This window comes from Calothrix sp. CCY 0018 (assembly GCF_963920925.1).
Classification (GTDB): domain Bacteria; phylum Cyanobacteriota; class Cyanobacteriia; order Cyanobacteriales; family Nostocaceae; genus Rivularia.
In genome coordinates this window covers 19,772-32,450 of the sequence record NZ_CAWUDI010000036.1, presented here as the reverse complement: position 1 = coordinate 32,450, position 12,679 = coordinate 19,772, and the positions used below count along the sequence as shown (strand labels likewise).

13 protein-coding genes are annotated in these 12,679 nt (G+C 38.4%); 6 read left to right on the top strand and 7 right to left on the bottom strand.

Annotated features, from left to right (window positions below; translation table 11 throughout):
- Window positions 1-25 precede the first annotated feature (25 nt).
- Complete coding sequence (locus tag ACM03V_RS23660; protein WP_414623253.1) at window positions 26-253, top strand: indolepyruvate ferredoxin oxidoreductase subunit alpha; 228 nt, start codon at window positions 26-28, stop codon at window positions 251-253.
- Window positions 254-478: 225 nt separating this feature from the next.
- On the opposite strand, the gene ACM03V_RS23655 is transcribed toward ACM03V_RS23660, so the two are convergent.
- Window positions 479-1,240, bottom strand: coding sequence for a Ycf66 family protein (locus ACM03V_RS23655; protein ID WP_414623252.1), 762 nt, complete (start codon window positions 1,238-1,240; stop codon window positions 479-481).
- A gap of 408 nt (window positions 1,241-1,648) precedes the next feature.
- Between ACM03V_RS23655 and gndA the strand changes: the two genes are divergently transcribed.
- Complete coding sequence (gene gndA, locus ACM03V_RS23650) at window positions 1,649-3,106, top strand: NADP-dependent phosphogluconate dehydrogenase (RefSeq protein WP_414623251.1); 1,458 nt, start codon at window positions 1,649-1,651, stop codon at window positions 3,104-3,106.
- A 137-nt stretch (window positions 3,107-3,243) separates the two neighbouring features.
- Here the strand turns inward: gndA and ACM03V_RS23645 are convergent, their stop codons facing one another.
- Window positions 3,244-3,816 (bottom strand): PsbP-related protein, encoded by a 573-nt coding sequence (locus ACM03V_RS23645; protein ID WP_414623250.1) that lies wholly within the window; start codon window positions 3,814-3,816, stop codon window positions 3,244-3,246.
- Window positions 3,817-3,886: 70 nt separating this feature from the next.
- Here ACM03V_RS23645 and ACM03V_RS23640 point away from each other — a divergent pair, with 70 nt between their 5' ends.
- Entirely contained in the window at window positions 3,887-5,086 is a 1,200-nt protein-coding gene (locus ACM03V_RS23640) for a tetratricopeptide repeat protein (protein WP_414623249.1), read from the top strand.
- 64 nt (window positions 5,087-5,150) lie between these two features.
- Window positions 5,151-5,282, top strand: coding sequence for a hypothetical protein (locus tag ACM03V_RS23635; protein WP_414623248.1), 132 nt, complete (start codon window positions 5,151-5,153; stop codon window positions 5,280-5,282).
- A gap of 6 nt (window positions 5,283-5,288) precedes the next feature.
- Here the strand turns inward: ACM03V_RS23635 and ACM03V_RS23630 are convergent, their stop codons facing one another.
- The 4 genes from ACM03V_RS23630 to ACM03V_RS23615 all read right to left on the bottom strand — a co-directional run bounded on the left by ACM03V_RS23630 (window position 5,289) and on the right by ACM03V_RS23615 (window position 8,298).
- Entirely contained in the window at window positions 5,289-5,654 is a 366-nt protein-coding gene (locus tag ACM03V_RS23630; protein WP_414623247.1) for a clan AA aspartic protease, read from the bottom strand.
- Window positions 5,651-5,923 (bottom strand): hypothetical protein, encoded by a 273-nt coding sequence (locus ACM03V_RS23625; RefSeq protein WP_414623246.1) that lies wholly within the window; start codon window positions 5,921-5,923, stop codon window positions 5,651-5,653. The genes ACM03V_RS23630 and ACM03V_RS23625 overlap by 4 nt, the downstream gene beginning before the upstream one ends.
- A 191-nt stretch (window positions 5,924-6,114) precedes the next feature.
- A complete protein-coding gene (locus tag ACM03V_RS23620; RefSeq protein WP_414623245.1) occupies window positions 6,115-6,957 on the bottom strand; it encodes a hypothetical protein in 843 nt (280 codons plus the stop codon).
- Between the two features lie 171 nt (window positions 6,958-7,128).
- On the bottom strand, window positions 7,129-8,298 hold the full coding sequence (locus ACM03V_RS23615; protein WP_414623244.1) for a pyridoxal phosphate-dependent aminotransferase: 1,170 nt from the start codon (window positions 8,296-8,298) through the stop codon (window positions 7,129-7,131).
- Between the two features lie 186 nt (window positions 8,299-8,484).
- Between ACM03V_RS23615 and ACM03V_RS23610 the strand changes: the two genes are divergently transcribed.
- On the top strand, window positions 8,485-10,140 hold the full coding sequence (locus ACM03V_RS23610) for a sensor histidine kinase (protein ID WP_414623243.1): 1,656 nt from the start codon (window positions 8,485-8,487) through the stop codon (window positions 10,138-10,140).
- 57 nt (window positions 10,141-10,197) lie between these two features.
- Window positions 10,198-11,649: an FAD-binding protein gene (locus ACM03V_RS23605; protein WP_414623242.1), complete on the top strand. Its 1,452-nt coding sequence runs from the start codon at window positions 10,198-10,200 to the stop codon at window positions 11,647-11,649.
- A 38-nt stretch (window positions 11,650-11,687) separates the two neighbouring features.
- On the opposite strand, the gene ACM03V_RS23600 is transcribed toward ACM03V_RS23605, so the two are convergent.
- Window positions 11,688-12,347, bottom strand: a complete 660-nt coding sequence (locus ACM03V_RS23600; RefSeq protein ID WP_414623241.1) for a CAP domain-containing protein — start codon at window positions 12,345-12,347, stop codon at window positions 11,688-11,690.
- Window positions 12,348-12,679 lie beyond the last annotated feature (332 nt).

Genomic DNA, 12,679 nt, shown 5'->3' with positions numbered 1-12,679 from the left:
GTTCACTGATGCATAGAGGGGAAACATGGCACACACGATTGTTACTGATGTTTGTGAAGGCGTTGCGGATTGCGTGGATGCTTGCCCAGTAGCCTGCATTCATCCGGGGCCAGGAAAAAACGTCAAAGGCACCGATTGGTTTTGGATTGACTTTGCTACCTGTATCGACTGCGGCATTTGCATACAGGTTTGTCCCGTAGAAGGGGCGATTCTTCCAGAAGAACAGCCCGAGTTGCAGAAGACACCGCAGTAGGGAGATGGGGAGATGGGGAGATGGGGAGATGGGGTAGATTAAATTATTCCTAACTCCTAACTCCTAACTCCTAACTCCTAACTCCTAACCAATCCCCAATCTAAAACAAAAGCATCCGTTGTTAAAATCCAAAATAGATAAATCCCCTCCGGAAAAATAATCTGGAGGGGATTTACATTTACTTATATATTGATTTGACGACAATAAGTAATTTTCTTTATTTACTCATGCTTGAGGTGAATCGGTGGGTGGAATTTTTTCCGGTGGTGCTTCCGCAGGGGGAGCAAGTTCGGCATCGGGGGCAATTTCTTCTACGGGAGGTATGGTTTTTTCTGCTGCATCAGCATTTTCAGAAGCTGCTTCTACTACTTCTTCGGGTGGGGAGTCAGGTGCAATAGCTTCTGGAATTTCAGTTGTAGTTGCAGCATCAGTGTTATCAACAATAACTACTGGCGTATCTGATACCGGAATTTTCATTTGAGTAGATGAAATATCTTCGTCAATTGCATCAGTTAAAGTTTTGCCTATTGTTGCAGCAGAAGTATCTTCAGCAGTAGGAGGTGTAGATACAGATTGTGTCGCAGTGGGAGTTTGAGAAACTTGTTCTTTTTTACCAGGTAAGATGCCTGTAACAGACTTAAATAATCCTCCCACACGTTGTTGCAGCGATTTTGTAGGTTGTTGGTTGATATTACTTTTCACCGCTTCAGCAGTGGGTACCGGGGTTTGCTGCATCGCCGGAGTAAGTTGACGACGCAACGAAAACGTTTGCAACCCGAACCAAAATAATAAAGCAACTGCCGCTAATTGCCCCAAGAAAAACCAGCCACCGATACGCGGCGCAAACACCCACAATACAAGGGCATAAAACAAACCTAGCCCACTCAAGTAAAAATCATTTTTGCGGTGAACTTCAGGAAAAAAGAAAGCCGCCAAATAGACTGCTAAACTACCCAAACCGACAATCAAAGCCAAGATGTGTGTCATAAGAATTTTGGATTTTAGATTTTAACAACGGATGCTTTTGTTTTAGATTTTGGATTGGGGATTGGGCATGGGGGATGGGGGATTGGGCATTGGTAATTGGGTTAGGAGTTAGGAGTTAAAACAATTTAATCTACCCCCTCTACCCCCTCTTCCCCCTCTCTCCTTGTCCCCTTGTCCCCCCAATGCCCCATCCCCAATGCCCAATAATTTATAGTAAATATTACAATTTAGCGAATTTTAGAGACAAATTGTTGATTGATATACAAATTAAAAATAATTATGTGTATCCATAATGCATTTTTACTATTTAAATAAAGTCTTAATGTCTTCTTTAGAAGCGATTTGAAAATCTCGGACTACCCTAAGAGATAAAAGAAAGGATTTGGAAGAGTTAGCCAGAAAAAATTTATGACATTACAAAGCTTTGGTGTGATTGGATTAGCTGTTATGGGAGAAAATATCGCTCTGAATGTAGAGCGTAACGGCTTCCCGATCGCAGTTTATAACCGCTCGCGTGAAAAAACTGATGCGTTTATGGAACAACGCGCCCAAGGTAGAAATGTGAAAGCAGCGTTTACCTTGGAAGAATTTGTGGGATTATTGGAACGTCCCCGCAAAATCCTGGTAATGGTAAAAGCTGGTGGCCCCGTTGATAAGGTAATTGAACAACTCACACCTTTGTTAGATGAGGGTGATATCATTATCGACGGTGGTAACTCGCTTTATGAAGATACCGAACGACGCACCCGCGAATTAGAACCCAAAGGTTTTCGCTTCATTGGTATGGGTGTAAGTGGTGGTGAAGAAGGAGCGCTCAACGGCCCTTCTTTGATGCCTGGAGGTACGGAAAGCTCTTATGAGTACCTGTCGCCTATTTTCACCAAAATCGCGGCTCAGGTTGACGATGGCCCTTGTGTTGCCTATTGCGGCCCTGGGGGTGCTGGACATTATGTGAAAATGGTTCACAACGGTATTGAGTATGGCGATATGCAGTTAATTGCAGAAGCCTACGATTTATTGAAAAATGCAGCAGGTTTAGACCACAATCAACTACATGAAGTTTTCACCGAGTGGAATACCACCGAGGAATTAGATTCATTTTTGATTGAAATTACTTCCAAGATTTTCCCTTATATTGACGAAGAAACTGGTTTACCTTTAGTAGATTTAATCGTTGATGCAGCCGGACAAAAAGGTACCGGACGCTGGACGGCAGTAGATGCACTTAACTTGGGCGTGCCAATTCCTACAATTGGTGCAGCAGTAAACGCTCGAATTATGTCATCCTACAAGCAAGAAAGAGTCGCAGCATCCAAGGAAATCCAAGGTCCTAGTGGTAAGTACGAAGGCGACACCAAGAAGTTTATCAACATGGTGCGCGACGCTCTCTACTGTTCCAAAATTTGCTCCTACGCCCAAGGTATGGCTTTGTTGTACAAAGCTTCCCAAGAATTTAACTACAACTTGGATCTTGGTGAAATGGCAAGAATTTGGAAAGGTGGATGTATCATTCGGGCTAGATTCTTGAACAAAATCAAGAAAGCATTTGACCAAAATCCTTCACTGCCCAACTTGCTATTAGCTCCCGAATTCAAGCAAACAATTCTTGACAGACAAGATGCTTGGCGTGAAGTAATTATTACCGCAGCTAAATTAGGAATCGCCGTTCCCGCATTCAGCGCATCCTTAGATTACTTCGACAGCTACCGTCGCGAACGTTTGCCTCAAAACCTCACCCAGGCACAACGCGACTACTTCGGCGCACACACTTACCTGCGTACCGACAAAGAAGGAAGTTTCCATACTGCATGGACACCAATTGACGAAGCTACCGTCAGCAACGAATCAGTAGTGAAAAAAGACTAATTATTAATTAGTTTCTATTCATTTCTAATTTCATCAACCCGGTTTCTTTGAGAAACCGGGTTTTTTTAAGTTTGTAGTTGCGCTTCTTATCGGAAGCGCTGAAGCGCAACTACAAACAATTTTTATTTATTAACTGCTCACTGCTCGCTGATTTCAAAAGTTTTAATCATGTTTTTTAGCTCCGGAAGAAATTTATCGTAATCTTTTTGTTCCGCTGTATAGGTAATTATGTATGCCTTATTAGCTTTCAAAGTCCAGATTTGCAGATTTTTCAAGTTTAAATTTTTTTCTTCGTCTTTCCCGGTATAAATTATTTTAAAAGCTGGTTTAAATCCGAGTGTAATAGGAGTAGTTTCTATAATTTCCGCTGCCGATAATGCTTTATTTATTTCCTTAGTAAAATCATCTTTAGATTGCTCTAAACTTCCAGGATAATCTTCTATACTTAAAACTACTTTTTCTTCAAAATTATCTTGCTTCCCTAAAAGCGACAAAAATTTAACTAATTCTTTTGTAAAAATATTACCTATATCTTGCCTTTGCCAACTTTGGGGATATTTGATTGTGATTCCTAAATTTGATTCTTTATAAGTTACGATTTTAGGAGGATTATAGATGTATATTTTTGCACAACATTTTGGTTTATAAATAATTTGTAGGCAATAGGGAATGGGGAATAGGCAATAGAAATAAGAATATGTATGGTGCATTTAGCCGCCATTACCTTTATCATTTACATCTAACTACCGATCGCCAACAACTAACAATTAACAACTAACTATGAAAATCAGCCTGTGCGCCATTGTAAAAGATGAAGAATCCACGCTATCAAAGTGCTTGAGTAGCGCCAAAAAGTTTGTCAATGAGATAGTAATATTAGATACTGGTTCAACCGATAAAACAGTAAATATTGCTCAAGGATATGGTGCTAAAGTGCATCATTTTGAATGGTGCGATGATTTTAGTGCTGCTCGTAATGAAGCTTTAAAGTATGTAACTGGTGATTGGATTTTAGTTTTAGATGCCGACGAAACCTTAGCACCAGAAATTATTCCCCAGTTGCGAGAAGCAATACAAAGAGAAGAATATTTGTTGATAAATTTGGTGCGCGACGAAATTGGTGCAGCACAATCGCCTTATTCTATGGTTTCGCGGCTGTTTCGCAACCACCCCGATATTAAATTTTCACGCCCCTATCATGCTTTAGTTGATGATAGCGTATCAGAAATTTTACATAAAGAACCGCATTGGCAGATCGGTTATATACAAGGAATTGCGATTTTACATTCAGGGTATCAACAAAGCCAAATAACTCGCAAAAATAAACTTGTGAAAGCCCAAGCAGCAATGGAAGAGTTTTTAGCAAATAATCCTTCGGACGCTTATGTTTGCAGCAAATTGGGAGCATTGTATATGGATTTAGGGAAAATTCCTCAAAGTATCCAGTTATTATCGAAGGGAGTTTCCTTATGTAGTGAAAATCACGATATACTGCACGAACTTTATTATCATTTGGGCATCGCTTACAGTCGGTTGAAAAATTATCATCAGGCGATCGCTCATTATCAAGCAGCAATTAAACTACCGATTTATCCCATACTTAAATTAGGAGCATATAATAATCTTGGCAATTTGCTTAAAGAGAAAGGAGATTTAAACGGTGCTAAGAAAGCTTACGAAACAATTTTAAAAATCGACCCTTCTTTCGTTATTGGATATTACAATTTAGGAATGACATATAAAGCAATGGGTTTATTTAAAGAAGCCATTGCATCTTACGTTAAAGCTATCGATTTGAATTCAGAATATGCCCAAGCTTATCAGAATTTGGGCGTTGTATTGTTAAAAGCAGGTTATGTAGAAGATAGTTTAATAGCATTTAAAGAAGCGATTCATTTGCACAACCAGCAAAATAATATCTTTGCAGCCGAGCAGTTAAGAAAAGGGTTGAAAGATATGGGTTTGGAAGTTAAGAGTTAGGGGATTGGGGATTGGGGATTGGGCATGGAGAGTTAGAAGTTTAAAAAACCATAATACTACTTAGATGATATCTACAAACAATAAAAACATGGGCAAAGTTACAACGACAATTCAAGTTGCCAACCAAATCGATTTAACTTTGGCAGAAAGAGGGTTTATTCCTACAGAACAAATTCGTTCAATAACAGTTTTGTAAAATTAGTTATAACCCTTCAATTGTTACCAATCCACCTTCGGTAAACTGAATTACAAGTTCTTGCTCGTCTAATAAAGCAGTTCCAAGTAAAGGTCGTCTTCCTGTAGCAATGACACGAACTTCTCGTTCTTCCCCATTCCATATAATAATAGCTTCATGAACTGGTAAGGAAACCTCGCTATTATCTGCCAAGTTCGCAGGAATATCATATATAAAAGGCAAACCTAATAGAGCGACTGTTTCTGAAGGCAAACATAAATGGTCAGTAAACCCTGTATCTATGACAAATTCAATTGGTAATCTTGAGCCATTCGGAAGCAGAAATGTTAATCTGACTGTAGCGTGTCTATTGATTACAATACCAGAAATCACTTAGATACACGCTCCATACCACCACCAAATGAAGCCGCAACATTATAGCCAATACGAATACCGAAAAGTCTTGCGTTTGGATATTTGTGGCGTAAGCTGCGTGCTGCTTTTAAACCAGTTTCATCTATCTCATAGTCACCTGTTTCAATATTAATAATAATCATTTTACCGATGTTATCTTCTGACTCAACTTTCTGACGTATGCCATTTTCGTATAATAGCTTTGCACGTCGGGCAACTTCCTCACGACTTAAAAGTATAGCTTGCATAAATGGAATTTATTATTATGGTATTGCCTTATTATAAAACTAAAATAGTTCAATAATCTCAATTGTTGTTATTCAGGTTTTAGATTAGTTTTTGCAGCAGCACGAACAATCCGATTAGCATCCTTAGCTAAATGTTGTAAAACATGAACCGGGGTTTTTTTATTTTTTATTTTATCTAATGTATTAGGCGCTTAAATTATATCTTGAGAATTACGAACCCTTATAGCTAATGCATGAGAACGAACCTCTTCAACTTCATCATTAGCTAATTGTTGAAATAAAGTTTCAGGTATATTTGGATTAGCTGCTACACTTCTGCGAATTTCCCAATCTTCATGGGTGGCTAATTGTTCAAGTAAAGAAATAGTAATTAAGTTAGGATTGAAGATTGCGTATTCTCGTACAGAAGACTCGTTCTCTTCATTAGTCGCCAATTCCTGAAGAGTAGCCAGAGATGTATTAGGATTATCAGCTATTTCTTGAAGAATCGCCCAGCCTTCATTCTCGCAATTAGCCAACTCATCAAGTATGGTAGTAGGTGTGCTGGGATTACTAGCTAAAGCATGACGAACACCATCATCTTGTTTATGTTTTGCGAGCGCTTCAAACAGCAAAGATACTGGTGTTTTGGGATTATACAATACGTGCCAGTAAACTTCAAAATTTTCATCTGTAGCTAATTGTTCAAGTAGAGCAACAGGAGTATTAGGATTAGGATTGATGAAATTAAATGCTACAGCTTGACGAATTTTAATATTTTCATGTGTGGCTAAAATTTCCAGTACCTTAACCGGAGTGTTGTGGTTAAAAGCAACTTCTCGGCAAATTTCATTGTCTTCATCAGCAGCTAAATATTCTAATGCAGTGGCTGGTGCGTTAGGATTTCTTGCAACTTCTAAACGCACCCATTTTAATTTATCGTAAGCTAGCATTTGCAATACTTTAGAAGACGTATTCTTGTTTTTAGCGATTTCACGACGAACCCATTGATCGGGATTTTCTAACAACTGTGCTTCTAATTCCGATTTATCCATAAATTTGGAAGCGAGTATTTTAAATACATTAATTATTCAATTTTACTCTTCCGCGATTAAAATCAGTTGCACTAATAACTCTGCGTCACTTTGCTTTTACTTTCCTTTCCTCTGCGTTTAAAAAAACAGTTACCAGCTAATTAACAACTGATAACTGATAACTGTTAACTGTTAACCGTTAACTGACTTCACGAATTTCTCCAATCTATCCATGCCTTTTTCAATTGTTGCCATATCGGTGGCGTAAGATAAACGAATGTTGTTATCTGCACCGAAAGCGACACCGGGAATTACTGCTACTTGATGCTCATCTAGTAATGTTTTGCAGAATTCCAAGGATTTTAAGCCAGTTTCGCTGATGCTTGGAAACAAATAAAATGCACCGTCGGGTTGAATGCAACTTAATCCGGGAATGGCGTTGATTCTTTCTAACATTACTTTGCGACGTTTTGCGAAAGCTTGACGCATTTCTTCAACGCAATCTTGCGATTCTTCCAAGGCAGAAATAGCACCATATTGAGCAAAGGTACAGACATTAGATGTACTATGACCTTGAACGATGGTTGCTGCTTTAATTAATTCCACGGGTGCAGCTAAATAACCCAAACGCCAACCCGTCATTGAGTAACCTTTGGCGAAACCGTTACTAACAATAGTGCGAGCAAATATTTCGTCGTTTAACGAGCCGATACTCAAATGTTTTGCACCGTCATAAAGGATTTTTTCATAAATCTCGTCGGAAACGACTAAAATATCTTTCTCAACAATCACTTCCGCTAAAGCTTTGATTTCTTCGGGTGTGTACACCATTCCCGTAGGATTAGATGGTGAATTCAAAACGAATAATTTAGTCTTCGGCGTAATTGCGCTTCTCAAGATTTCCGGCTGTATTTTATACCCATTTGCTTCATCAGTCATGACAATTACTGGATTGCCGCCGACTAACTTAACCATCTCTGGATAGCTCACCCAGTAAGGTGCGGGAATAATTACCTCATCACCCGGTTCAATCAAAGCCTGCATTAAATTAAACAGAGAATGCTTACCACCATTCGTAACGATGATGTTCTCCGCTTGATAAGGCAGATTATTTTCCCTTTGCAACTTATCGGCGATCGCCTGCCTTAGTTTCGGCTCACCTGCCGCAGGGCCATATTTTGTCTTTCCTTCATCCAATGCCTTCTTTGCCGCAGCCTTAACATGGGCTGGCGAATCAAAATCCGGCTCCCCAGCGCTAAAACTACAAACATCAATACCTTCCGCTTTCATAGCCTTGGCTTTCGCGGCGATCGCCAAAGTTAGAGAAGGCGATACCTGACTAATTCTTGCTGCCAGCTTCATCTTTACTTCACGTTTCTTTGTTCTTTAACAATATCCCATTATTCCTGAGTTAAGAGTTGGGAGTTAGAAGTTAGAAGCTTAATATTTCTCCTTGTCCCCTTGTCTCCCCATCCCCATCACCTGATGTTAGATAAATCACATTTAGGGGAAAACTATACATATAATTGCTAGTTACAGGGCGTGAAAATGTTACATAATATTTTAAGAGGTTCGGCTGTAAAGAAAAAAGAATCAAGTCTTTATTCAAGCAAATTTTACCGTTTTATTACTCAACATCCATCTATAACAATTAAGACAACAGCAGCGCTAACTGTATTTTTGTTTGTACCTCAAATTGTTTTAACTTGGCGAGCGTATGACAAATTTAAAAATATAATGACATCCGAACTACAGCTTCAAACCTTAAGTAATGAAATTGTCTATCTTGATGAAGTATTAACAATGTCATCACGCATGAATGCCGCTACAGGTAATCGGATGTGGGAGAAAAGATACCGGCAATTTGAACCAAAGTTAGATGCTGCTATCAAAAATTCGATTAGTTTAGCACCAAAAGTATATTCTAGTAAAAATGCGAAAAAAACTGATATTGCAAATCAAAAATTAGTGCAAATGGAATACCAATCTTTTGATTTGGTAAAAAATGGTCAAAAGGAATTATCACAAGCACTATTATCAAGCAAACAATATCAATCCGAGAAACAAAAATATCATGATGGTGTAGAAAAAATCAATCTTGCCATCTCCGAACAACTTCAAGATAAAGTTATTAGATATCGCAAACAGCTATTATTTACCAGTTTGTTTGCGGGCTTTAGTTTAGTAATGTTGATTCCAGCATGGCTGATAGTAATGCGATTATTAAACGAGTATTTAAAGCAGCGTCAAATTGCTGAAGCTGAATTACAAAAAGCTAATCAGCAGCTTGAAATAAGAGTACAAGAAAGAACCCAAGAGTTAAGCGATAAGAATCATCAGATTCAAGAGACTCTACAAGAACTTCAAGATACTCAAATTCAGCTAATTCATACAGAAAAAATGTCTGGATTGGGGCAATTAGTTGGAGGAGTTGCTCACGAAATTAATAATCCCATCACATTTATTGATGGAAATATTACTCATGCGAAACAGTATTTTCAAGATTTATTAAAATTAGTAGAACTTTATCAAGAATATTTTCCTAATTCTCCCATAGAAATTCAAGATGAAATTGAAGCTATTGAACTTGATTTTCTGAAAGAAGATATTTTTAAAATTCATCAGTCAATGCAAGTAGGAACACAGCGTATTCGCGATATTGTGCTGTCGTTGCGTAATTTCTCCCGTCTCGATGAAGCGGATTTCAAGCAAGTAGATATTCATGAAGGTATTGATAGTACTTTGATGATTCTGCAAAATCGTTTGAAGTCAAAAGCATATTCTGACGAAATCGCTATTATTAAACAGTATAGTAAACTTCCATTAATTGAATGTTATCCCAGTCAATTAAATCAAGCTTTAATGAATATTATTGCTAATGCTATCGATGGATTGGAAAAAGAAATAGATGAGAATAAAAATCAATCTTTAAAGCCACAAATTCAGATTATTACAGAATTATCCGATAACAATTATGTAGTAATTAGAATCGCTGATAATGGTTGTGGAATGACAGAAGAAGTACATTCAAAAATATTTGACCCATTTTTTACAACCAAACCAGTTGGTGACGGTACGGGATTGGGTTTATCTATTACTTATAAAATTATCGTTTCCAAACATAACGGTAAAATTTATTGTAATTCAAAATTAGGAAAAGGAACAGAATTTATCATTGAAATCCCTGTAATTCCTAATAAATAAAGTTTCATAATGTACCAAAAAGTATGATAATCATTTGAGCGCACATGATGAAAAGTGATGAAAAACAATATTTCCCGCCGTAATATTTTACAAGGCTTGGTTGTAGGTGTAACTGTAATCGGGTTTGATTTAGTAAATAATTCCTGGGTAACTTCTGCTAATACTGGCTCCATAGCAGATATACCACAACTAGATGGAGAACTTCTGATTGACGAAGCGGTACTTACAGCTTTCTCAGATGATTTTGGTCACATTATAAATCGCCAGCCAAAAGCCGTACTCAAACCAGGTTCAGTAGAAGATATTATCCGCATTATTAAATTTGCCCAAGCTCATAATATTAAAGTTGCCGCACGAGGTCAAGCTCATTCTGTTTACGGCCAGTCTCAGGTAGAATCAGGCGTAGTCATTGACACTAGTACTCTTAACCAAATTCATTCTATTACTTCAGATCGAGCAGAAGTAGATGCAGGGGTACTATGGAGGGAGCTATTGCAAGCAACTTTACAGCAAGGATTGACACCACCTGTTTTCACGGATTATATAGAACTTTCTATAGGCGGTACTTTGTCTTTAGGAGGTATTGGTGGTACAAGCTATCGTAACGGGGTACAAGTTGATAATGTATTGTCGTTAGAAGTAGTCACGGGTAACGGGAAGCTGATGACTTGTTCTCGCGAACAAAATCGAGATTTATTTGCAGCTGTGTTAGCAGGGTTGGGTCAATGTGCAATTATAGTCAAAGCAACTATAAAGTTGATTCCCGCTTTTGAGAAAGCTCGCGTATTTCAGTTGTTTTACGATGATTTAGCTACTTTTGTTAACGTGCAACGTTTACTTGTTGCTGATGAACGGTTCAGCTTTTTAGAAGGGCAGGTAGTACCGTCAGGAAATGGCGGGTGGCGTTATTTATTAGAAGTGGCAAGCTTTTACAATCGAGAAACTCCTCCCGATAATAATACGCTATTGCAGGATTTAAACTATATTCCTGGCAGCGAACAAATAGAAGACAAATCTTATTTCGACTTTATCAACCGCTTAGCACCTTTAGTCGAACAACTTAAGTCAATTGGAGTATGGTATTTTCCTCATCCCTGGTTGGATTTATTTGTACCTGATTCAAAGGTGGAAAGCTTTGTCGGTGACGTTGTTTCTGACTTAACTGTTTCCGATACAGGGCAAGGTGCAGTATTGCTGTATCCAGTGAAAACCAAGCGCTTTCAACTGCCGTTGTTTAGAGTTCCCCAAGAGGAAATTGTATTTTTATTTGCAATCTTGCGAACCGCAGTTCCACCTGAAGATGCAGTTGTGGAGCGGATGGTAGCTGACAACCGCAGACTATTTGAAGAGAATCGTAACCTTGGTGGTGATTTTTATCCCATAGACGCAATTCCTCTGACTCAAAAAGATTGGAAGCAGCATTTTCGCCCTTACTGGGGTAAGCTCGTTAGTGCAAAGCGACGCTATGATTCTAGAAATGTGCTAACACCCACTCCAGGTATTTTTTAATATTGGTGAAGAATGGTTCTAAGAGTGGCAACAAGCGCTTAATCAGAAAACATCTGCACCGCATAACTTTGCCCATCAGCACCAACAGCAATTCCATAGCCAAATTTTCTATATTCCGGAGTCAGAAGGTTAGCGCGATGCCCATTGCTATACATCCAACCGCGCTGCCATTTTTCTGTTTCACCGTAAGTCAAGCCTAAACCTTTGGTAGCACCTGTAGCTATATTTTCACCAACTCCTAACTGGCTACTACCACCAACTATTAGATAACGTTGACGGGGATTTGTACCTTCGGGAGACACATGGTTGAAATATCTTCTCGAAAGCATATCTTCTGCATGAAGTTGCGCTGCTCTCGTAAGTAGTTTATCCTCTCCCAAAGAAGGTAAATTATTGATATTGCGATCGCGATTAACAAGAGAGAGAGCAAACTTTCTGATGGAAGGCAGATTACGTAATTGTTCTGCATTTAAAGCCGTTATTTTACATTCACCAATTTTCCAATCCTTACCGCCGTTACCGTTGTAACAATGTTGCAATAATCCAAATGGTGAAAGTTCAGTCCAAAAGTAGTTAACGTCCAGTGGGTGCCCGCTTTGCGCCTGTCGGATAAAAAAGGAAATTGGTCTAAATGTTAAAAGCAATGTAAATAAGAGTACATATTTCCACCAAGCCCCTGTTTTATTCTTAGTTTCCATTAGTCAGTACAAAATATTAGTATAAAAAAATATCTCGGTTATTTATCGGAAATTTTGCTCAGAAATTCTGAGTATAGATACAAAAGTTTATAGATATGAGGTGGGGAGAGGGTGGAGAGGGAGAGATGGGGAGATGGGGACAAGAATTACCAATTACCAACTCCTAACTCTTAACCGCTTAACTCCCTCTCCATATACCGTGTAGCAATACCTGATACAAAAAATATCGCTACGGAAATATGGTATTGGTAAAAAATAATTCTTATACTCTAAAGCGGTTGAAATATTTTTTACTCAGTACCTGAAAAGGTATATAACTATATATTGATATG